18 protein-coding genes, 1 tRNA gene, 1 pseudogene and 2 other annotated features are annotated in these 22,039 nt (G+C 50.0%); of the genes and pseudogenes, 5 read left to right on the plus strand and 15 right to left on the minus strand.

Annotation, left to right across the window (positions count from 1 at the left end; all coding sequences use genetic code 11):
- Positions 1-8: 8 nt before the first annotated feature.
- From pheS to ytxC, 8 genes are all read right to left on the minus strand, one after another.
- Positions 9-1,031, minus strand: a complete 1,023-nt coding sequence (pheS, locus tag IT084_RS13075; RefSeq protein WP_195713349.1) for a phenylalanine--tRNA ligase subunit alpha — start codon at positions 1,029-1,031, stop codon at positions 9-11.
- Positions 1,032-1,103: 72 nt separating this feature from the next.
- Positions 1,104-1,357, minus strand: a binding site (T-box leader).
- Between the two features lie 15 nt (positions 1,358-1,372).
- The gene (locus IT084_RS13080) at positions 1,373-1,465 is read right to left on the minus strand and encodes a YqzL family protein (protein WP_195713350.1); all 93 of its coding nucleotides are present in this window, start codon (positions 1,463-1,465) and stop codon (positions 1,373-1,375) included.
- Positions 1,466-1,563: 98 nt separating this feature from the next.
- Positions 1,564-2,391, minus strand: a complete 828-nt coding sequence (locus IT084_RS13085) for an RNA methyltransferase (RefSeq protein WP_195713351.1) — start codon at positions 2,389-2,391, stop codon at positions 1,564-1,566.
- A 93-nt stretch (positions 2,392-2,484) separates the two neighbouring features.
- Complete coding sequence (rplT, locus tag IT084_RS13090; protein ID WP_195713352.1) at positions 2,485-2,844, minus strand: 50S ribosomal protein L20; 360 nt, start codon at positions 2,842-2,844, stop codon at positions 2,485-2,487.
- A 39-nt stretch (positions 2,845-2,883) separates the two neighbouring features.
- Complete coding sequence (rpmI, locus tag IT084_RS13095; protein ID WP_195713353.1) at positions 2,884-3,075, minus strand: 50S ribosomal protein L35; 192 nt, start codon at positions 3,073-3,075, stop codon at positions 2,884-2,886.
- A 41-nt stretch (positions 3,076-3,116) separates the two neighbouring features.
- Entirely contained in the window at positions 3,117-3,635 is a 519-nt protein-coding gene (gene infC / locus IT084_RS13100; RefSeq protein ID WP_195713395.1) for a translation initiation factor IF-3, read from the minus strand.
- A gap of 244 nt (positions 3,636-3,879) precedes the next feature.
- Positions 3,880-5,787, minus strand: coding sequence for a threonine--tRNA ligase (thrS, locus tag IT084_RS13105; RefSeq protein ID WP_195713396.1), 1,908 nt, complete (start codon positions 5,785-5,787; stop codon positions 3,880-3,882).
- Between the two features lie 49 nt (positions 5,788-5,836).
- Positions 5,837-6,056, minus strand: a binding site (T-box leader).
- An 83-nt stretch (positions 6,057-6,139) separates the two neighbouring features.
- Positions 6,140-7,000, minus strand: coding sequence for a putative sporulation protein YtxC (gene ytxC / locus IT084_RS13110; RefSeq protein ID WP_195713354.1), 861 nt, complete (start codon positions 6,998-7,000; stop codon positions 6,140-6,142).
- 355 nt (positions 7,001-7,355) lie between these two features.
- Here ytxC and IT084_RS13115 point away from each other — a divergent pair, with 355 nt between their 5' ends.
- From IT084_RS13115 to IT084_RS13125, 3 genes are read left to right on the plus strand one after another with little or no spacing between them, the layout of a single operon-like run.
- Complete coding sequence (locus IT084_RS13115) at positions 7,356-9,437, plus strand: molybdopterin-dependent oxidoreductase (RefSeq protein ID WP_195713355.1); 2,082 nt, start codon at positions 7,356-7,358, stop codon at positions 9,435-9,437.
- Positions 9,438-9,485: 48 nt separating this feature from the next.
- Complete coding sequence (locus IT084_RS13120) at positions 9,486-9,995, plus strand: 4Fe-4S dicluster domain-containing protein (protein WP_195713356.1); 510 nt, start codon at positions 9,486-9,488, stop codon at positions 9,993-9,995.
- Between the two features lie 18 nt (positions 9,996-10,013).
- Entirely contained in the window at positions 10,014-12,191 is a 2,178-nt protein-coding gene (locus IT084_RS13125; RefSeq protein WP_195713357.1) for an FAD-dependent oxidoreductase, read from the plus strand.
- Between the two features lie 144 nt (positions 12,192-12,335).
- Here IT084_RS13125 and IT084_RS13130 read toward each other — a convergent pair whose 3' ends face one another.
- From IT084_RS13130 to IT084_RS13140, 4 genes and pseudogenes are all read right to left on the minus strand, one after another.
- Positions 12,336-13,073: a LysR substrate-binding domain-containing protein gene (locus IT084_RS13130; protein ID WP_313885477.1), complete on the minus strand. Its 738-nt coding sequence runs from the start codon at positions 13,071-13,073 to the stop codon at positions 12,336-12,338.
- A 39-nt stretch (positions 13,074-13,112) separates the two neighbouring features.
- Positions 13,113-13,220, minus strand: a pseudogene (locus tag IT084_RS19020) (LysR family transcriptional regulator); the annotation flags it as partial.
- A 154-nt stretch (positions 13,221-13,374) separates the two neighbouring features.
- Positions 13,375-13,449: transfer RNA gene (locus IT084_RS13135), tRNA-Val, on the minus strand.
- A gap of 71 nt (positions 13,450-13,520) precedes the next feature.
- The gene (locus IT084_RS13140) at positions 13,521-14,648 is read right to left on the minus strand and encodes a D-alanyl-D-alanine carboxypeptidase family protein (protein ID WP_195713358.1); all 1,128 of its coding nucleotides are present in this window, start codon (positions 14,646-14,648) and stop codon (positions 13,521-13,523) included.
- 111 nt (positions 14,649-14,759) lie between these two features.
- Between IT084_RS13140 and pdaB the strand changes: the two genes are divergently transcribed.
- Entirely contained in the window at positions 14,760-15,512 is a 753-nt protein-coding gene (gene pdaB / locus IT084_RS13145) for a polysaccharide deacetylase family sporulation protein PdaB (RefSeq protein ID WP_195713359.1), read from the plus strand.
- Between the two features lie 93 nt (positions 15,513-15,605).
- Here the strand turns inward: pdaB and IT084_RS13150 are convergent, their stop codons facing one another.
- From IT084_RS13150 to IT084_RS13160, 3 genes are read right to left on the minus strand one after another with little or no spacing between them, the layout of a single operon-like run.
- A complete protein-coding gene (locus tag IT084_RS13150; protein WP_207744585.1) occupies positions 15,606-16,229 on the minus strand; it encodes a DedA family protein in 624 nt (207 codons plus the stop codon).
- A 53-nt stretch (positions 16,230-16,282) separates the two neighbouring features.
- A complete protein-coding gene (locus IT084_RS13155) occupies positions 16,283-17,635 on the minus strand; it encodes a YecA family protein (protein WP_195713360.1) in 1,353 nt (450 codons plus the stop codon).
- 54 nt (positions 17,636-17,689) lie between these two features.
- The gene (locus tag IT084_RS13160) at positions 17,690-19,144 is read right to left on the minus strand and encodes a S41 family peptidase (protein ID WP_195713361.1); all 1,455 of its coding nucleotides are present in this window, start codon (positions 19,142-19,144) and stop codon (positions 17,690-17,692) included.
- A gap of 245 nt (positions 19,145-19,389) precedes the next feature.
- On the opposite strand from IT084_RS13160, the gene polA reads away from it, so the two are divergent.
- On the plus strand, positions 19,390-22,035 hold the full coding sequence (polA, locus tag IT084_RS13165; protein WP_195713362.1) for a DNA polymerase I: 2,646 nt from the start codon (positions 19,390-19,392) through the stop codon (positions 22,033-22,035).
- Positions 22,036-22,039 lie beyond the last annotated feature (4 nt).

Raw genomic sequence — 22,039 nt, forward strand, 5'->3', positions numbered from 1 at the left:
TTAGGTGCTTAAAACTGGGCCAAGAAACGCAGGTCGTTATCGAACAGCAGGCGCATGTCATCTATGTTGTACTTGAGCATGGCGATGCGCTCCACCCCCATGCCGAAGGCGAAACCGGTAACCTCTTCGGGATTATAGCCCGAAACTTCCAGCACCCTCGGGTGGACCATGCCACAACCCAAAATCTCCAGCCAGCCGGTGTCGGAGCAAACCCGGCAGCCCTTGCCGCCACACATGCCGCAGGAAATATCAACCTCGGCGCTGGGTTCGGTAAAGGGGAAATAGCTGGGGCGGAATCTGGTTCTGGTTTGTGGGCCGAACATCTTTTCCGCAAATACCTGCAGCGTACCCTTCAGATCACCGAAAGTAACCCGCCTGTCAATGGCCAGACCTTCCACCTGGTGAAACATGGGCGAGTGGGTAGCGTCATCGTCCCGGCGGTATACCTTGCCCGGAGCAATGATCCGCACAGGTAAAACGGGAGCGGTTCTTTCCATGGTTCTCACCTGCACCGGTGATGTATGGGTCCGCAAGAGCACCTCCGGCCCAATGAAAAACGAGTCCTGCATGTCGCGGGCCGGGTGGTCCTTGGGTAAATTCAGGGCTTCAAAGTTATAAAAATCGAGTTCGATTTCCGGACCTTCCTCAATGCTGTATCCCATACCCAGAAAAATATCCTCTATTTCCTCCTCGACAATGGAAAGAGGGTGCCTGCGTCCGGCGGGGAAAGGAGTGCCGGGCAGCGTAACATCAATTCTCTCCGCCGCCAGCTTTTCTTTTTTCACCTGTTCCTTGATCGTGGCCATTCGTTCTTCCAGGACACTCTCTATTCTGGCCCTTACATCGTTGGCAAGCTGGCCCACCCGGGGTCTCTCTTCGGGAGCAAGGCTTCCCATGCCGCGCAAAACGGAAGTTAACAATCCCTTTTTCCCGAGAAATCGAACCCTGATTTCATTGAGTTGATCCAGGTTGTCAGTACGGGACAGGGCCTGTTCAGCTTCGGATAATATTGCTTTCAATTTCTGTTCCATATTCATCCCCCTTATGGCTTTTGGCAATGTTCCTATTATTCCCATAGCAACCAGGCAAAATAAAAAACCGTCCCAAGGGACGGATTGTTTATCCGCGGTACCACCCAAATTGTTGCCAACAAGGCTCAACCACTCGTTCCGGGGTGCGTTCAACAGCACCCCGGTTCCCGGTAACGGAGGGATCCGGCTACACCTACTTGGTTCAACGTTCAGCTGCAGTTCCGGGGTGAATTCGGCGGGTTGTTCTTAAAAGGACTCTCAGTCGGCGATCCTTTCTCCCTGGAAGACAATGGTAACCGCGTACTAATCCCCTTCATTACCGTTAAAATATTGATTGATAACTAGTGTACGGCCAACCTTCTGTATAGTATATAAGCTCGAATGGAACCGGTAGCTTCAAATAATCTCCAAAAAAAATCGGCGGTTAAAAACATTTAACCACAACCTTTCCCCATTCTTTGAGGCCTTCCACTCGCCATTGATTATATCATAAGGATGTTTTGAAAACAAGGAAGTTAACTAAAAAATGAGGTTAAGGCTTAGCAATTTCCTTGCCAGCACATAGCCGTTGCCGGACCGCTTCATACAGCATGATGCCGGCCGCCACCCCGGCATTTAGTGACTCGGCCCTTCCGGGCATGGGAATCCGCACCCTTTCACCGGCCGCCCGGCGAACCACGTCGGAAATCCCGCAGGCTTCCCCGCCAATAACCAGCGCAACCTGCCCGGTAAGATCACAGTTATAAAGCTCACGCCGGGCCGCCAAATCCCCCGCCACCAATTTCCACCCGCCAGTTTGCAACTCGAACAAGAACTTATCCACATCCGCCACACTAATAACCGGAATATGAAAAACCGACCCCATAGTGGAACGCAGCGTTTTAGCGTTATATGGATCAACGGTGCCTTTAAAGATAAACACACCGTGCGCCCCGGCGGCGTCCGCACAGCGGATGATGGTGCCCAAGTTGCCCGGATCCCTGACGCCGTCAACGAGCACCAGCAAGTCCTTTCCATCTCTGCGCCAGGCTTCCGGATCAAATTTTAAATGCCGTGGAATACCAGCTACCGCCAGCACCCCCTGGGGCGATTCGGTATCCGCAAGCTCGGCCAGCAAGCCGTCATCCACGGCCAGCAGGGGCACACCTTGTTCCGCCAGCATCTCCAGCAGCGTTTTACCCCTAGTGTGCCCGGCCAGCCCGAGGGTGTGCAAAACCAGTTCCAGCGGCCACCGGGCTTGGACCGCTTCTTCAACAAAGCGGACGCCCTCAACAATGAATTTGCCTTCACTTTCCCGGAATTTGCGTTTCGCCAGGCGACGCACGTATTTGATACGCGAGTTGTTTTTATTTACAAGCATATCCTTATCCCATCCGAATTTTTAAGTAACAATGAAAATAAGCATGGTGGTATAAATGCCATGCTTATTTTTCCGTCAAAACCTATAAAATTATTAAGAATTTACCTTGCTTTTGGCCATATCCACCAGCTTGCCGAAAGCCTTGCTGTCGTTAACCGCCAGATCAGCCAACATTTTGCGGTTGATTTCCACGCCGGCCTTCTTCAGGCCGTCCATGAAACGACTGTAAGATATGCCGTTGTTGCGCGCGGCAGCGTTGATCCGGGCAATCCAAAGCTTTCTAAAATCGCGCTTTCTGGCTTTGCGGTCCCGGTAAGCGTACATCAGGGATTTCATGACCTGCTGGTTGGCCACGCGGTACAATTTGCTCTTGGCGCCCCGGTATCCTTTAGCCAGTTTTAAAATCTTCTTGTGTCTTTTACGTGAAACCACACTGCTCTTCGCCCGTGGCATGGCAATTCCTCCTTTTTACGGAACTAAAACAATTACTGGTTAAGGGAGAAGACGCTGCAGTTTGCCCGCGTCGGTCGGGTGAACAATTAAAGCCTTGCGCAGCTTGCGCTTGCGCTTCGCCGTCTTTTTCCCCAAAATGTGACTGTGAAATGCATGCGAAGCCTTGAATTTACCTGTTCCAGTCTTTTTAAAACGTTTGGCGGCACCGCGATGTGTTTTGATTTTCGGCAAAACACTTCACTCCTTCCCGTAAATACTTTTGTGTAGCTGGATTAATCCTGTTGTTGCTTGGGTGCCAAAATCATGATCATGTTTTTGCCTTCAAGCTTGGGCGGCCTTTCCACATTGGCCAGATCGGCAACCTTTTCAGCCAACCTGACAAGCAACTGTTTCCCCAAATCCGGGTGCACAATCTGCCGGCCCCGGAACATGATCGTTGCCTTTACCTTATCGCCATCCTTTAAAAACCGGATGGCGTTTCTGGCTTTGACCTCAAAATCATGGTCCTCGATGTTGGGTCTGAGCTTGACTTCCTTAACGGTGATAATGCGCTGTTTCTTTTTGGCCTCTTTTTCTCTCTTGCTCTGCTCGTATCTATACCTGCCGTAATCCATGATCCGGCAAACCGGGGGCTTGGCCTGCGGCGCCACTTCCACCAAATCCAACTGTCTTTCGTCCGCAATCCTCAAGGCGTCGCGTAAAGGAAGCACTCCCAGTTGGTTACCGTCAGCGTCAATGACCCTGACTTCCCTGGCTCGGATATCTTCATTTATCCGATTTTCTCTGGAAATAGTTCTTCACCTCCCTGTAAAATAAAAAAGCGGGCATTCCACCCGCTGGAAATCAATACTCATAAATTTATCAAAAGGCTCTGTTATGCCTATAAATTTATCGAGTTGTTCGTGAAACCCTTGGACAGCCGACCGGCGTCGCGGGGTGAGAAGCGAGTGGCTTCTACTTAACTTGACATATGCAATTCTCAACTAGTATACCACTAGAATCCTGCTGCGTCAACTGTTTACGCAAATCAGCAACTCAGCATTCCTTACTGCTGATTTCGCGCTGCAGGTTTTCGATGAAACGTTCCAGTTCCACCGCGCCGAGGTCCCCTTTGCGGCGGTGGCGCACCGCAACGGTGCCCGCCGCCGCCTCACGGTCGCCCAATACCAGCATGTAGGGGATTTTTTGCCCCTGGGCTTCCCTTATTTTATAATTTACTTTTTCATTACGGGCGTCCAACTCGACCCGGATATCCCGCTCCGCCAGTATACCCGTCACCTCGCGGGCGTAATCCAACTGGCGATCGGTAATGGGCAGCACCTTGACCTGCACCGGAGCAAGCCAGGTGGGAAACGCGCCGGCAAAGTGCTCGGTTAATATACCAATAAACCTTTCAATACTACCGAAAACCACCCGGTGAATCATCACGGGGCGATATTTCTGACCGTCTTCACCAACGTAAGTCAGATCAAATTTTTCCGGCATCAAGAAATCAAGTTGAATAGTGCCACATTGCCATGTTCTTCCAATGCAGTCCTCGAGGTGAAAATCGATTTTGGGACCGTAAAACGCGCCGTCCCCTTCGTTAACTTTATACGGCAAACCACGTTCTTCCATAGCCTCCCGCAGGGCGTTCGTGGCCATTTCCCAGATTTCTTCCGAACCCATGGCCTTTTCCGGCCTGGTTGAAAGTTCCACGTGATAATCAAAACCAAACACCCGGTAAAAATCGTTTACCAGGTCGATCACCCCGACGATTTCATCTTTAACCTGTTCGGGAAGCATAAAAATGTGGGCGTCGTCCTGGGTAAAGCAACGTACCCGCATCAACCCGTGCAACACCCCCGACAACTCGTGCCGGTGCACCAGGCCCAGTTCCGCCATGCGGATTGGAAGATCCCTGTAGCTGTGCAGGCGGCTCTTGTAAATCAGGATACTGCCCGGGCAATTCATGGGCTTGATGGCAAAATCCGCATCGTCGATTTTGGTGAAATACATATTCTCCCTGTAATGATCCCAGTGACCGCTCTGTTCCCACAGCGCACGGCTCAAGATAACCGGGGTGCGGATTTCATCATAGCCGCGGCGCTTGTGCTCTTCCCGCCAGAATTTTTCCAGCTCGTTGCGGATGATCATTCCCTTGGGATGGAAAAATGGGAATCCCGGACCTTCTTCCTGGATGCTAAACAGGTCCAGTTCCGCGCCCAGTTTGCGATGATCCCTGCGCCGGGCCTCTTCCAGCCGGTGCAGGTGCTCGTCAAGCAGCGATTTCTTGGGAAAAGCCGTGCCGTAGATGCGCTGCAGCATTTTATTGCGCTCGTCGCCGCGCCAGTACGCCCCGGCCACATTAAGTAGCTTAACCGCTTTAAGCCGGCCCGTTGAAGGCACGTGGGGCCCGGCGCACAAATCCTCAAACTCGCCCTGCTGGTAACAGGAAATGACCGCATCCTCCGGCAGGTCGTTGATCAATTCAACTTTGTAATGCTCTCCCCTTTCCCGGAACTTGTTCAAAGCTTCTTCGCGGGACAATTCCACACGGGCGAAAGGCAGGTCTTCCTTAATTATTTTATTCATTTCGACCTCAATTGCTTCCAGTTGTTCCGGGTTGAATCTTTGTGGTGAGTCGAAGTCGTAATAAAAACCGTTGGCGATGGCCGGGCCGATGGCCAGTTTGGTGCCGGGGAAAAGCCTTTGGACGGCCTGGGCCATGACGTGCGCGGTGCTGTGCCGGAAAACATCCCTCCCTTCTTCGCTGTCAAAGGTCAGGAATTCAACTTTCGCATCCTCGTCCAGCCTGTGATTCAAATCCACCAGCTTCCCGTTCACCCGGGCCACCAGCGCATCCTTGGCCAGCCTGGGGCTGATGTCAAAAGCTATTTCCAACAGGGAAGTGCCGGGCTCATAACGGCGCACCGACCCGTCTTTCAGCGTAATATTGATCATCACTGGATTACCCCTTTCCCACATACAAATTAAAAACCCCCGGCAAACGGCCAGGGGCGAGATTGCAAATCCCACGGTTCCACCCTGTTTAAGCCCGAAAAAGGCTTCTTTGGGGGCCGATAACGGTGCCGACCGGCCGCATTTACTGCCGTTCAATGCGGCGATTTAAAGGTGGTTTTCAACTCCTCGCGTACAAAGGCACTTTCAGCCGCCGGCGCCTTCTCTCTGAGTACCGGTTGAAGTTTACTCTTCCTCATCATCATCGTTATAATATTTAATTCAGGCTTTATTATATTTAAATGCACTGCCGTTGTCAACATTACCGGCACCACCCCGCACCACCCGCACCACCCTACTTGCCATCTTTGCACAACACACACCCGTCACACGTGGAAACCCGCCCCGCGAAAACGCTGCTGATCGTGTCCACGGTGGTGGCCGGCATCCGGCCGTTTCCCGAGTGAAATTTGATTTCCCTGGGAGCTATGGTGATCAGCGCGCTAATCAAGAGATCTTCGTAATTAATCTCGTTATCCGTCAGGTCAATCATGAAATCACGCAGGTAGTCGCTGTCAATGGCCCGGCATTCTTCGTCGTACAGCTGGAAGGCGCCGTCCGCCCGCAGTACCACGTTGACCAGGTTGGCGCGCGGCTCTTGGATTTCAACGAAATACCTGAGCAATTCGATAAACTCCTTGTATTCCCGGTCCATTAAAAAATCATCGACGGCCTGGTCCGCCACGTCATAAAGCAGGTTAACATAGTCTTTTAAGCGAAACCGGATAAAACCGTCAATTACGATATGATTGTTGGAATTAAGGTATTCAGTAAGCTTCTGCAAAATCAGCAATCTATAATTTTCCTTGTTTTTTTGATTCAAGTTTAATTTTTTTCGGGCATAATCATAAATGGCACCCTTTTCGTCATCATCAAAGTAATAATAATTTTCCCTAATGATATCTTTAAGCAATATATTTTCCCATTTATTAACGATCAAATCCGTAATGACACCAGCCACCTGCCGGTTTACCACCGGCTCGGCAAACCCGACTCCGGAAACACAGCAATCCAAAAAAGTGAACCCGTTTGCCGAATTTTCCCTGAGCCTCACGTTTAATCCTTTATCCCGTAAAGCCTGAAGCTCCTGGCTCAATTCATATTTAAGCAATTCCCTTTGTTGAACGGTCCCAATGCTGATACACTGCCGGGGCATTACGAGCTCACTCTCCTTCACGTTAACATTATATGTACACCACCAAAGCGATATACTCCACCCGTCGTGCTACCAGTATGATCAAAAAACCGGGCAACCATGCCCGGTAAATTATAAACGCAAACCATAAGGCTGGCGATTATGAGAGAACATGAAAACACCTGGTTTTGTCCAGTAAAAGACATCTCCGGTGTCTAAACCGTGACATTTAGATTGTCGCTTATTTGTTATTTTTAAGTTATAACGGTTATCTATGCAAAAGATAACTATTTGTAATAGTACCGGTCCAAACGATACTTCAATTCCCAATTAATTAAACGTTTTTTAATTTTATAATTATGAGGGAGGCTGGTGCATGCAACCCATTTACAGCATTTGCTTTATGTGTACCGTAAGGTGCCCCATCAAGGTCATGGTGGAAAACGACGACATCAAGTTAATCGAAGGAAACCCGCATGTTGATGGGATAGAAGGCAGTATCTGCCCCAAAGGGGCGGCCGGGGTCAGCCTGTTAAACGACGTTGAAAGGCTTAAAACCCCCCTGATCAGAACGGGCCCCCGGGGTTCCGGGGAATGGCGCGAAGCCTCGTGGGAGGAGGCGCTGGACTACGTGGCGGATAAACTCCGGGAAACCATGGACCGGTACGGGGCCCGCAGCATCGCGCTAACGGAAAGAAGTCACCTCAATTCACATATCAGCAAAACATTCATGAAAGCTCTGGGCTCGCCCAATTATTTCACCCACGATTCTTGCTGCAAAGGGTCTTTAAACACAGCATTTCGATCATTAACCGGCTATACCGACAATGAAGTCGGCGTAGATATTCCAAAGGCCAGGCACATTATTCTGTACGGGCGTAATTACCTGGAATCAATTGAGCTTAAAGCCGTCAAACAATTGATTAAAGCGCTGGAAAACGGCACTAAACTTACCTACATCGACCCCAGAGTCACCGTAACCGCCACAAAAGCCCACAAGTATCTAATGATCAGGCCCGGTACCGACCTGGCCCTCAATTACACCCTGATGCATGTAATCATTAAAGAAGGGCTTTATGACCGTGAATTTGTGGACCGGTGGGTTACCGGCTTTGAGGAATTGAAAAAATTTGTCCAGCCGTTCACCCCGGAATGGGCGGAACGGGAGACCGGAATTCCGGCCCGGGAAATCATCGACCTGGCCCGTGAGGCCGGCGCGGCGAAACCTGCGGTGATTTTCCATTACGGTTACCGCTCGGCCCACTATACCAACGAGATATACTTGAGAAGATCCATCATCATGCTGAACGCCCTGATGGGCAGTATTGAAGCTCCCGGAGGAATCTTCTTTAAAAAAGGGGCCAAAGATTTGGGCCTTAAGCCCTTGAACAAGCTCACCGGACAAAAGCTGCCGGAAATAACGGAACAAAGATGCGACAGGGCAGGAACCGGCAAACTGCCGACCCCGGACCCGAACCACGGTGTGGTGCAATTGTTGCCGCAAGCCATCTTGAAGGAAGACCCCTATCCCGTTAAAGGCTTGATTGTATGGCGCCACGATCCGCTTGTTTCCATTCCCGATTATAAAACCAACAAGCGGGCGTTTGACAAGCTTGATTTTATTGTAACCATTGACATCCATTTCAGCGAGACGGCATGGTATTCCGATGTTATTCTACCGGAATCAATTTACCTGGAAAGAGGGGACTCCATCCAGGAGGTTGACGGGCTCAAACCAAGCCTGTTTATGAGAAAACCGGCGGTTACACCGCGATACAATACCAAACCGGGCTGGGAGATAATCAAGCAGTTAGCCGAACGATTGAATACCGGTCAATATTTCCCTTATAACACACTGGAAGACCTGTGGGCCTACCAGTTGGAGGGAACCGGAATCAGGATCAAGGATTTTGAGGAAAAGGGTTACGTTGCCCTGAGCAATAAACCCATTTACTGGGACCGCCGGGACGGTCTGAAACTGAAAACCCCTTCGAGCAAAATTGAATTTGTTTCCAGCCTGCTGGAGAAAAACGGTTTTCCATCATTCCCGGAGTATGAACCGGTTCAGCCACCCGCGGAAGGTACATTCAGGCTGCTGATTGGCAGAAACGTCGCTCATACCCATGTATCCACCCAGAACAACCCTTTGCTTAACGAATTGATGCGGGAGAACTTGCTATGGATCAATACTGGTGAAGCAGCAAAACTTGGGATCCAAAACGGGCAAATGGTCCGGGTTACCTCGTCCCGCGGGCAGGAAACCATCCGCGCGTATGTTACAGACCTGATTCACCCCGAGGCGGTTTTCATGGTCCATGGTTTCGGGCGAAAAGTGCCCGCGCAAACCAGATGCTATAACAAGGGCGCCAGCGATACCATGTTGCAGGAAAATATCAGCGACATGGTCGGCGGCAGCCCGGCCCTCCAGCACGTTCATGTCACGGTACAACCGGCGTAACCCGTTATTTCCATCCGCAAATCAATGTTTAGGGGAGTGTGATTCACCTTGAGTATTTACGCCCTTTACCAGGATGATCATAAATGCATTTCCTGCCGCAGCTGCCAGGTTCAGTGTAAAATCAACAAAGGCCTCGGCGTGGGGCCCAAGCCCAATCAAATTATCGAGGTGGGCCCGGTTAAGTTGAACGGCAAACCCAAAGCAAATTATATCTTTTTATCTTGCTTCCACTGCGAAGACCCCTGGTGCGTCCCGGCATGCCCCAACCAGGCGATCAAAAAACGCCCCGGCGATGGCGTGGTGTACATTGACCAAAGTCGCTGCGCCGGCTGCAAGAGCTGCATCATGGCCTGCCCGTGGAGCGCGCCCCAGTGGGACGCGTCACGGGGCAAGGCCGTAAAATGCGACTTTTGCCTGGATCGCATCGACGCGGGGCTGAAACCGGCTTGCGTCACCGCTTGTCCCACCAATTGCTTGAATTTCGACCTGGCGGAAAACGTGCCGGATGACAAGCGCGTAAGGTATGCCAGGAATGTGGCCGCCGGCAAAAATCCTTAATAAAGGAAGATGGTTGATATGACCGCAAGTGGTTGCAAAGTAAAAGAGTTACAAACTTTAATTCAAAATTTTTTAAGCGACCGGGAATACTGTGGTATTTGCCGCCGTAACTTCAACCATATCTTGACCTGCCTGGAGGCAATCCGGGACGGGGCTGCTTCAATTGATCACTTAAACAAAATTTACGACCTGACCAACCAGATTATTAATTTTTGCCAGTGCCATAAAGGTAAAGTAGCAGCCGAAAGTGTCACCGGGCACCTGCGGGGTAATGAAAGCAATTTTTTAGTGCATATTGAAAACAATATCTGTCCTTCCGCGGAATGCCCCAAGCTCGTTCCGGCTCCTTGCCAATCAGCCTGCCCGGCCGGCATCGACATTCCCAATTACATCGCCCTGGTTGGCATGGGTAAATACCAAAAGGCACTCGATCTGATCAAGGAAGATGTACCTTTGCCCGGGAGCCTGGGACGGATCTGCGAACACCCCTGCCAAAAGGCCTGCCGAAGGGCACTGGTGGATAAGCCGGTATCAATTTGCGCATTAAAAAGACTGGCTTATGACAAATCCCGTGAAGCAAACCGCCCTTCTCCGGAGCCGCCCCAAAAGAAATATAATGAAAAAGTGGCCGTGATCGGTGCCGGGCCGGCCGGGCTTTCCGCTTCATACTTTTTGGCCCGGAGGGGTTACCGGGTGACCATCTTCGAAGCCATGCCCGAAGCCGGGGGCATGCTGGCTTACGGGATCCCCCCCTACAGGCTGCCACGGGAAGTGCTCCGGGATGAAATAGCCGGCATCCAAGCCATGGGCGTCGAAATCAGACTCAACAGCCCCATCACCGGCGAAAACGGCATTGCCAATTTGTTCAACCGGGGCTACGCCGCCGTGTTCATCGGTACCGGCGCCTGGAAAGGTTCAATTCCGGTCCCCAATCCGGAGGGGTTGGAAAATGTGCTGGACGGAGTTACCTTTCTTAGAACTGTTAACGCCGGGCTTATGGATGAACCGGGGGCAAAACGCGACACGCTAAGCGGAAAGAAAGTGGTCGTGGTAGGCGGGGGCAACGTGGCCATCGATGCAGCCCGGGTATCCCTGCGCCTGGGCGCCCGGGAGGTCAGAATTGTTTACCGGCGAACACGCGGAGAGATGCCGGCATTACCCGAAGAAATAATGGATGCGGAAAAAGAAGGGATACAATTTGATTTTCTGGTCGCTCCGGTTGGCGTCGGCGGCGAAAACGGCATTGTGAAATATATTGAATGCATCAGGAACGAACTGAGCCGGCCGGATACCGGTGGCCGCCGCAAGCCTGTACCCGTTCAGGGATCCGAATTTAAAATGGAAGCCGATATGGTGATATTTGCCACCGGTCAGCAGCCGGACCTCTCTTTCCTGGAAAACGGCGCCGCGGACGGCAAGGTAGATGTGCAGCAAAACCGGATCGTGGTCAACCCGGAAACAATGGAAACTTCCCTGCCGGGAGTGTTTGCCGGGGGCGACGCCGTAACCGGCCCGGCCTCCGCAATTAAAGCGATGGCAGCCGGCAAACAGGCCGCGGCGGCCATCCATGCCTTCCTGCGCGGGCAAAAACCCGCCGCCGGCATAAAATATCCCGTAAAAAGGAAAAGCATACCCCCTATCCCCACCAGCCCCAGGGAAAAGTCCGACCAGGGCCGGGTTGATTTGCACCAGCTTTACCGGGCTGACAAAAAGAGTACTTTTGAGGAAGTCATGTCGGGCATCAGTGAAGAACAGGCGGTATCGGAAGCGAAAAGGTGTCTGCGCTGCGACCTCTGCATCGCCTGCGGCAACTGCGTGGATGTTTGCCGCCACCAGGTGGGGGCGGATGCCGTCAAACTTGGCTACTTAAGCGGCAACCGGGACACTGAAACCGATTTCACCCGGACGGGGGAACGCTGCATCGGCTGCGGCACCTGTGCCGTAAACTGCCCCACCGGCGCCATTACCATGGAAGACAATCATGGTTTCAGGGAAATGCGCATGTGCGGCGGTTTGATGAGCCGCCTGGAGCTTGTTTACTGCGAGGTATGTGGAAACGCTTTCGCCACTGAAAGACACCTGGCATATATCAATAAACAACTCAAAGACGGCCTCAAACGCCCCGGCAATAATACCTGCCCTGAATGCGCAAGAAAGATATGGACCCAAAATGTTTATGGCGTGAGAATTTGCTAGTGTGATTTCAAAATCGCATAAACACAGTCATTTCGGCCAATTAGCCAATTGGCCCCTTTTTTTTGAAACACGTTTTTTTACACTTTATGATTCCGGGGTTTTTCGGTGCCAACAGTAAAAGGGCGTTGTATAACACGCCCTAACTCAAAATAGCCGCAAGGTCTGCTCCAGAATAAATCTGATAAATTCGGCGCAGGCCCGGGACTGAAATTTATCTTTGTGCTGAATCAAATAAAAGCCTCTTTTAAAGGGGTTGCAACACCTGATCGGTTTTATGGAACCAAGCTTTATTTCTTTACGCAGTGTCCATTTTGAAAGCATGGTCACACCGAGATTGGCTTCCACCGATTCCTTGATGGCCTGGGTGCTGCCCAGCACAATCATATTACTGGGTTTAAAATTGAGCTTTTCTAAAGCTTTTTCCACCGCCAACCTGGTCCCGGAACCCTCTTCCCTGATAATAAACGGCACATCTTTAAGCTTGGCTTCCAATTCCTCCGGGCTAACCGAAGCGCCGGCCAGGGGGTGGTTTTTGGAGACGATTAAAATGAGTTCATCGTCCAGAAATTTAGTCACTTCCAGTTGAGGATCATCAACAAGACCTTCCACCAGCCCGACATCTATGCTGCTATCCCGGGCATGTTCATGCACAAACTCGGTATTGCCAATGATTACCGAGAACTTCACGTCAGGATATTTTCTGGTGAAGGCGGCCAAAATTCGCGGCAACACATACTCACCCACGGTAAAACTGGCCCCGATGGTCAGCTTGCCTGTTACCAGTTCCACCAGATCCGAAACGGCCCGCTTGGCAATGCGATGGAGGTCCAGAATTTCCCTGGCGTATGCGTATAACGTAGCACCGGCCTGGGTTAATTCCACCTTTTTACTGGAACGTTCAAACAGTTTGGCTCCATAATATTCCTCCAGCGCGTGAATGTTCTGGCTGATGGCGGGCTGGGAAATATTTAAAGCTTCCGCCGCCCGGGAAAAGTTTTTTTTTCCGCAACCGTAACAAATATTAATAATTGATGGTCAAGCATATCGCACCTCCCGGGAACTGAAAAGTTTGCTACTCAACCTGCTTTATTTTAACATCGACGTTATTAAAAATCAAAGAATGATTTTGCTGTTCATAAAAAGAGCCTTTGAGGATTAATACCCCCAAAGGCCTTGTCTTTCCTGGTGGGCGGGAGAAGAATTGAACTTCCGACCTTCTGCGTGTCAAGCAGACGTTCTCCCACTGAACTACCCGCCCGAAGTCGCTGCAACATTAATTATGCCGTAAAAGCGGGCAAAAGTCAAGTAGGATTAATAACATAAATTGATTTAGCCTGACAGCCAGTACAAAATTCTTGGGAACAGCCTGGCGGGAGGCACCTCCCTGGCAGCCACCAGTGGTACTTTAATCAACCTGTAGCCATTAATAGTGAATAAAGCGTGCCCGAGCATCTGCCCCTCCCTTACAGGGGCGCTGATCGTGTCGTTCAATTTAACTTGTAGCCTGATATTTTTTAACTGGCCTTTGGCAATTTTGACCCGCACCGGATCTAAAACGGTTACCGGTACCACAGCTTCCGTGCCGTTCCTTACCTTAACCTTACCAAGATGCCTGCCGGCCGGGAAAATAACCACCGGTCGAACTTCCTCGAAGCCATACTCGATAAGCTTGGCGGCTTCCCGGTACCTGTTGCCCGCATGCAGCACCACCGCTATCAACCGCATATCCCCCCTGGTAGCGGAGGCAATCAGGCAATTTCCGGCCCTGGGTGTGCTGCCGGTTTTAACGCCGTCAATACCCGCCACTTCATCGGAAAAGAGCAACCGGTTGGTATTCCTGACCTCTTTTTCCCGTTCGGGCTCGACCCATTTGATTACATCTTCCCTGGTGGAAACCAGCTCGTTGATCAGGGGTTTCTGCAAGGCATACCGGGTAATTAACCCCAAATCGTAAGCGGTGGTATAGTGCTGGGGATCATAATACCCGTTGGTATTGGCAAATCTTGTATCCTTGGCGCCCAACAGTAATGCCTTCCGATTCATTTGATATATAAAGGCGTCGTGGTTGCCTCCCACGTGCTCGGCAATGGCCACCGTTGAATCATTGGCCGACGTAATTAAAGCCGCTTTAAGCAAATTCTCCAGGGTAATCCGGTCACCCTTGTTTAACCCGATGGTCGAACCCACCGAAATAGACGCCGCCCGGCCACTTACCTCTACCACATCATCGAGTTTACCATTCTCCACCGCCAGGATAGCAGTCATCAGCTTGGTTAAACTGGCGGGGGACCTTTGCTGGCCGGCATTTTTAGCGTAATAAACCTGGCCGGTTTCGGCATCCATTAAAATTGCAGCCCGGGCGTTGACGTCAAAGTTACTCGCTTCGGATTTTGCAGTCTCCCCAATATAACAGGCTAAAAACAAAACAAGCAGTATAATTAAATTCTTTTTAAGCAAATTTACCCCCAACCTTCGGAATATTTTTCCTGGAAAAAATTAAAACTTTATAAACATACCCTGCTAATTTTAGAAATATCTTTAAAATAGCCTGATAAAAGAGGTGAAAATATGCGTATTTACTTGTTAAACCTGCGGAAAATAAAAAGGAATTGTTTTCTTGGGGCTTTTTTTATCTTAACGGCGGTTCTGTTCATGATCATGCTGCAGCAAAATACCACGCCCACCGATGCCGAAGCAAAGCCGCACGCCATCTACAAGGTGCAAACGGATAAGCCCGTAGTCGCGCTGACTTTCGATATCAGCTGGGGTACCAAGGTGCCTGGTCCGGTAATGGATATTTTAAAGGAAAAAAATGTTAAATCAACTTTCTTCCTAAGCGGTCCCTGGGTTGAAAAATATCCCGAATTCCCCAAAAGACTTACAGCCGAAGGCCACGAAATCGCCAGCCACGGCAATGAACACGTCAATTACAGTGAACGCAGCAAAGAATGGGTAAAAAACGATATTATGACCGCCCATAATGTTATCCAGGAAGTCACCGGCGTCAGCCCAAAACTGATCAGAACGCCGAACGGTGATTGGAATGAGATGGTCTTGCAAACCGCCGAAGAACTTGGCTACAAGGTAATCCAGTGGAGCGACGATTCCCTGGATTGGAAAAAGGAACGTTCGGTGGACCAAATCATTAACCGCGTTTTGGAAAAAGCCCACCCGGGCGCCATAATACTCATGCACGCCAGCGATACCTGCGACCGTACACCGGCTGCGCTGCCCGCCGTTATTGATGGCCTGCGCAAAAAAGGTTATCGCTTGGTCACAGTTTCCGAATTGCTTAATTACGGCCCCGGGGTAATCGATTAAATTTATTATGGGGTAAACGGCAAAAAAAAATACGAAGGAAAATAGCAGGTTTTCCTTCGCATTTTTTTATCCAGCCAACCAATTTGTTAAAAATTACCTGGTGCCACGTTTTTTGGTTAAATACCACCACAGTAGAACAACAATAATTGCCGCCACAATTAAAATATCAAAACGGTGAAACCACGGTTTCAAAGCCGTCCAGTTCTCACCCAGCTTAACCCCCAGGTAGGTAAGAAAAAAACACCACGGCAGTGAGCCAAGAAATGAGTAAAACACAAATTTAAAGAAATTCATGCCCGAAATGCCGGCCGGCAGGGAAATAAAGGTTCGTACCACGGGCATGAGCCTGGTAAAAAATACGGTGGCTTCACCGTAACGCTCGAACCATTCCTCGGCCTGCCTGAAATGCTTGTGGGAAAATCCAATATACCGCCCGTATTTTTGTAAAAACGGCCTGCCGCCCCGGTAACCAATATAGTAAGAAACTATGGACCCGGCCAGACCGCCGAGCGTCCCAGCCATGGCGGCCCCAAAAAAATTGAGCTGGCCGGTATGAACGAGATACCCGCCAAACGGTAAAATAACCTCGCTGGGCAATGGTACATTGGCACTTTCAATGGCCATGCCCAGGGCAATGCCCCAGTAACCCAGGGCGGAAATAAACGCGGTAACCTCACGCACCAAAAACTCCAAAATAACATTAATTTCTTCTAACAATGGGCACCTCCGGGTTTTAAATCATTATAATACTTGATTTTATTCAACCGCCCTTAACCGTTTAACTGCAGAGTACGGCATATGCTCCTGTAATTGGAGGAAATTGTGGAAGCAGAAACATTGTACATATCGGCCAATTCGTTCTGCCTGATGTTTTCGTCCCCCAACAGTCTGGCCACGGCATAGATAACCGCCGCCGCCCATGCTCCCGGTTTCCTGAACGTCGGGCGGGCCATGCTGCTGTATTTTTCCCATAGTTCCACTGCCTTTTTAATCTGGGAACGATAGCCCATCTTTTCAAGGCCATCCTTGATCAGAGCGGCCACCCCGTCATAGTCGGCGCATGCCCATTTATTGTTGTTAATCCCCTCGGTCTTCTGCTGAAGAGGGCTTTCAGGCAACCTTAGTTTCTTCCTGAGCCTGGAAAGATCGTAAAAAGGCTCTCCCTTTTGGGCTCTGGCTTTTTCAATTTTGCCCAGTTCTTGTAATAATGTCTGCAGTTTTTCCCTGCCCTGCTTGGTCCGGGACGCTTCCATCGGCGTTTTGCCCTGCAAAACGTCCATGGGTTCATTAATCCAGCGGTCATAAAAATAGTCTAAAAATATATTGGTAACCTGCTGAGCCATCCCGGCAAAATGCCCTTCACCGGGAGTGATAAACTGGCCGTCCGCCCCGTCATTGCTCAGCGAAACACCCCAGATGGATCCCACTTCAACCACCAGCGCGTTAAGCACATGAGCTTTATCACGCAAGTAATTATCCCAGTTCCCCCGGTTACCGTGCTCTTTCCAATACAACTCTGCATCCAGTTTTACCCTGCTGATGATATAATTCTTGCTTTCCGGGGGCAGCACCAGACCGCCGGTGGAGAATTCATTATCTTCGCCCACAGATAATATACGCATCAGTAAGATATGGCCTTGTTCAAGTTCTTGGACGGCATTGCCGTCGTTTACCTCCACCTGGTCACCGCGCACCAAATCCTCAAGAACAATCCTTGACTGGCTATCCACTTGCAGCACCTGGTAAAAAGAACTTCTGGCCACCTTCCATTTCTCCAGCAGTTCCTTTTCCTCCGAAGTCAGCCTTCCGGCAAGGCTAAAATATTCGATCAATGTTTGTTCACGAATGCGGTAATCAAAAATAAACCACTCAAAAAAACGCTCCAATAATAAATCGTCTTCATCATCCACAAGGTCCTGGTCCATTACGCTAAAAAAATATTCCCTGGCAATTTCGGCCTCTTCTACAAACATTTCATGATCGGCAAATTCGGCCAGTTTTCTGCGGAGATGCCGCCCGGCACGCCGCCAACGATACTGATTTAAATCTATTACTTTACCTTTTTGTCCGCAGCATGCGCTGATTTTCTTTCCGCTCCCACACGGGCACTGCTTATCCGGCACCACAAGCACCTCCTTTATCGGGAACCGACAGCAATTAGAGTAAGAACATAGTTCTTAAAGATTTCTACTCAGGATATAACTATTTCCATTTATATTAATATCAATATTCAATCGTTGCAATAAATCCACAGGCGCGTAGCTGATCCCTTTTTCCAGAATAATACCGGTATCGCCCCCGGGGCCGCTGTTTCCAGTGTTTATTGTTAATTTTTCCTGTTGGCCTGAAAAAATATTAATTTTACCATCCTGCCAAAAAACCTGATATAACATGGACTCCAAAACGGGGCGCAGTGGAAGATAAACCCGGTTTCCCCTTTTAATAGTGTTTATTTTTAAATCAATACTTCTACCATTAACCAGCACTTTGCCTGTTTTGGTATCAACCACCAAATCCGGGTCGTCTTCGGGATGCAATATTTGCCAGGCCACTTCTTTTTGCAGATTGCCGGTTAAAACTGAATAATCGGGCTCCAATCCAATGTTGTTTATGTCATGCCCCGCCGGTGTCAGGTACTTGGAAATTGTCAGTTTAAGCGCACCACCCGAACTTAACGGGATAATGCTTTGAACCACGCCTTTTCCAAAGGTTGGACTGCCTACCAGAGTGGCCATTCCGTAATCCCGCAGCGCCGCCGCCATTATTTCCGAAGCGCTGGCCGTCCACCCGTTGACCAAAATCACCACGGGCAACCCGCTGACAAAAGGTTTTTGCCCGGTCCTGATCTCCTCCTTGTTACCCCGCCCGTCCACGATACTGACGACAATGGATCCCTCAGCCAAAAAATCGTCAAGTATTTCCACTGCTTCCTGCAGGTAGCCGCCCCCGTTATCACGCAAATCGATAATCAGGCTCTTTGCCCGGGATGACATTAATTGTTTGATGGCGGACTCAAATTCTTCGGCGGTTTGGGACCCGAAAGAATTAATGCTGATATAACCGGTCCCACCCGCCAGCATCTCATATTCCACCGAAGGCACGTGAATATCCGCCCGGCGTAATGCCAAATCAAAATCCTTTTCCCCCCGCCGTATAGTTAAGACCACCGTGGTGTCGCGAACACCGCGAATTTCGTCCACCACTTCGCTTAACGACCGGCCCGCGGTGCTTTTTCCGTTCACGGACACAATCAGGTCTCCTGCCTTGATTCCGCCCCTATCCGCAGGTGTGCCGGGTATTACCCTTACAACAAACGGGTATTGATCACCGGCGCTCAATTCAATACCAACACCAACCAGGTCACCATTCAGCGAATCGGTAAAATTCTGGATGTCTTCCGGGGTAAAATACTCGGTATATGGATCGTCAAGACTATCCAGCATGCCCTGAATGGCACCGCCTGTTAAAACTGCGGGATCGGGATTGGATAGATGGTGTTGCTGAATCAGCTCCTTGATTTCCATAATTAGTTGAGCATCATTATCTTTTGTGTCTTGAGCGGCTCCCACCGGCTGCGCCCACAAAAACAAGGCTAAAAAAGTTAAAGCCAGGAACACCAGTCGCCTGGACATATGAACTACCCCCATTAAATTTTAATAATATATTTCGATGGGCATATGATAAAGTCCTGCTGACATTTGCCAACTAATTAAGGGGAGTACGATTCAACAGAAGGTATTTCATTACCCATAGTTGAAAATATGACCACAGTATTTTTTAATACGGCAAATCTTGATAATATTATTAAGTCATTCAAGAACAATTGACCGACCACAGACGACTGACCATCAACGACCAATATAAGGCAGGTGTAATAATGTCCCCCAAAAAATTTCTCATTATCGACGGCAACAGCCTGACCCACCGCGCGTTTCATGCCCTACCCCCTTTATCAACCAGTCAGGGCATCGTGACCAATGCAGTTTACGGCTTTACCAAAATGCTTTTTAAAGCACTGGAATTGATTGAACCCGATTACATCGCGGTTGCCTTCGACAAGGGAAAAATTACATTCAGGCATGCCAGTTACGCGGAATACAAGGCTAATCGCAAATCGACCCCGGCCGAACTGAGATCACAATTTCCAATCCTCAAAGATGTGCTCAAATGCCTGCGTATCAATTTTTTAGAACTGGAAAACTACGAAGCCGACGATATTATCGGTACGCTCGCCGGCCTGGCCGAAAAAAAAGACCTGGAAGTAATTGTGCTCACCGGTGACCGGGATGTCCTTCAACTGGTCTCCCCCCGGGTAAAAGTATTGCTGACTCAAAAGGGTATTTCCGAAATGGAGGAATTTGATGAAGGAAAGGTTTGGGACCGGTACGGCGTAAGCCCGCCGCAAATAATTGATGTCAAGGGGCTGATGGGCGACCCCTCCGACAACATTCCCGGCATTCCCGGCATTGGCGAAAAAACCGCGCTTAAACTAATCCAGGAACATGGCACTCTGGAAGACGTAATAGCCGGCGCCGAGAAACTGCCCTCGCGCTGGCGCAATAAAATTAAAGAATACAAAGACCAGGCGCTGGTATCCAAAAAACTTGCCACCATAGATCGCCAGGTCCCCCTGGATGTAGACCTTGAGATTTTTCTCTGGCAAGGGCCGGATTACCCGGCGTTGCTTGCCATCTTCAACAAGCTCGAATTTAAAACTCTCACCCGCGGCATTATTGAAAAAATAAATAACGACAAACAAGACGTCAAAGTATATCCACAAACTGACACAAAGCAGGCCGAACTGGAAACTTACCAGGTGGAATACCACATCCCGGCAACCATAGAAGAACTGAATAACCTGAAGCGGGAAATTCTTTTATCCGGTAATATAGCGCTGCAACTCTACGGCTCCAGAGACGCCGGGATTAACGAGGCGGTGGTGACCATTGCGGGCAAGCCCGTTTACCTGCTGCCGGTGCGGGATCAGATTGAGGCGCTCAATGTTATCTGTGATATTTGCGCCAACCCGCAGGTAAAAAAAACCTGTTACAGCGGTAAGGAGGCCATTTGGCTATTACACCGTCACAACCAGGCGCTGGAAGGCCTCCATTTTGATATCGCACTCGCGGCTTACTTGCTCAACCCGGGTTATGTTTCAAACGCATTACCGGATCTGGCCCTGCAGTACTTAAACATCGTGCTGCCCACCGAAGGTGAACATGCTCAAATTGCTGGAACCGACGCAATCATGCGCCTGGGCGAAATATTACACCGTAAACTGGTTGAGCTGGACATGGACAGGCTTTACTATGAAGTTGAGCTGCCGCTGGTATCAATACTTGCGGAAATGGAAATTGAGGGGGTTGCCGTAAACCCCGGTATACTCCGCGACATGTCCGGGGAAATAGAACAGCAAATTGAAATACTGATGCAAGAAATTTATACCCTGGCCGGCGAAGAATTCAACATCAACTCACCGAAACAGCTGGGCTACATCCTATTTGAAAAACTGGGATTGCCGGTAATCAAGCGCACCAAAACCGGCTACTCCACCGACGCGTCGGTGCTGGAGGAACTGGCCCGCTACCACCCCGTGGTGGAAAAAATACTGGAATACCGCCAGCTGGCCAAACTAAAATCCACTTACATCGATAGTTTATTTGGTTTGATCAACCCCACAACCGGCAGAATTCACACCACGTTCCACCAGGATGTCACTGCCACGGGCCGGCTGTCCAGCTCCGATCCCAACCTGCAGAACATCCCCATCCGGCTGGAACAGGGACGCAAGATTAGAAAAGTGTTTGTCCCCCGCCGGGAAGGCAACTTGATCCTGGCGGCGGACTACTCTCAAATCGAACTGCGCATCCTGGCCCATATGTCCGGTGACCCCAACCTGGTGGAAGCATTCCGGGAAGGACAGGATATCCACACCCGAACCGCAGCTGAAGTGTTCGGCGTGCCCATGGATAAAGTAACGCCGGAGCTTCGCAACCGGGCCAAAGCGGTAAACTTCGGTATCGTCTACGGCATCAGCGACTTCGGCCTGTCCAGGGATATCAAGGTCAGCCGGGCAGAAGCAGCCAGGTACATTAAAAGCTATTTCGAACGTTACTCCGGGGTAAAAAAATTTATTGATGATAAAATTGCCGAAGCCAGGGAAAAAGGATATGCCACAACCCTGCTTAACCGCCGCCGTTACCTGCCGGACCTGTTTAGTTCCAACCGGGTAACCAGGGCATTCGGTGAACGAACCGCCATCAACACTCCCATTCAAGGCAGCGCCGCGGACATAATTAAACTGGCCATGGTAAGAATAAATAAAGAGTTGAAACGAAGGAACCTGGATACGAAAATGATTTTACAGGTACATGACGAGCTCATTTTTGACGTGCCCCAGGAAGAACTGGCTGAAGTGAAAATACTGGTCAAGGAATACATGGAAAACGCGTTGCACCTTGAGGTCCCCCTGGTGGTGGACCTCAAGGTGGGACCCAACTGGTATGACGTTAGAAAGGTGTAATTGA

The organism is Desulfallas sp. Bu1-1 (assembly GCF_015594625.1).
Taxonomy (GTDB): domain Bacteria; phylum Bacillota; class Desulfotomaculia; order Desulfotomaculales; family Desulfallaceae; genus JADNRQ01.

Excerpts from the sequence above, each read along its gene's own strand:
- IT084_RS13125 (WP_195713357.1), top strand. The coding sequence starts at position 10,014 with ATGACCGCAAGTGGTTGCAAAGTAAAAGAGTTACAAACTTTAATTCAA.
- thrS (WP_195713396.1), bottom strand. The coding sequence starts at position 5,787 with ATGATCAATATTACGCTGAAAGACGGGTCGGTGCGCCGTTATGAGCCC.
- IT084_RS13160 (WP_195713361.1), bottom strand. The coding sequence starts at position 19,144 with ATGTCCAGGCGACTGGTGTTCCTGGCTTTAACTTTTTTAGCCTTGTTT.
- IT084_RS13085 (WP_195713351.1), bottom strand. The coding sequence starts at position 2,391 with ATGCTTGTAAATAAAAACAACTCGCGTATCAAATACGTGCGTCGCCTG.
- IT084_RS13080 (WP_195713350.1), bottom strand. The coding sequence starts at position 1,465 with ATGTTTTTAACCGCCGATTTTTTTTGGAGATTATTTGAAGCTACCGGT.
- polA (WP_195713362.1), top strand. The coding sequence starts at position 19,390 with ATGTCCCCCAAAAAATTTCTCATTATCGACGGCAACAGCCTGACCCAC.
- rplT (WP_195713352.1), bottom strand. The coding sequence starts at position 2,844 with ATGCCACGGGCGAAGAGCAGTGTGGTTTCACGTAAAAGACACAAGAAG.
- pheS (WP_195713349.1), bottom strand. The coding sequence starts at position 1,031 with ATGGAACAGAAATTGAAAGCAATATTATCCGAAGCTGAACAGGCCCTG.
- pdaB (WP_195713359.1), top strand. The coding sequence starts at position 14,760 with ATGCGTATTTACTTGTTAAACCTGCGGAAAATAAAAAGGAATTGTTTT.
- IT084_RS13115 (WP_195713355.1), top strand. The coding sequence starts at position 7,356 with ATGCAACCCATTTACAGCATTTGCTTTATGTGTACCGTAAGGTGCCCC.
- ytxC (WP_195713354.1), bottom strand. The coding sequence starts at position 7,000 with ATGCCCCGGCAGTGTATCAGCATTGGGACCGTTCAACAAAGGGAATTG.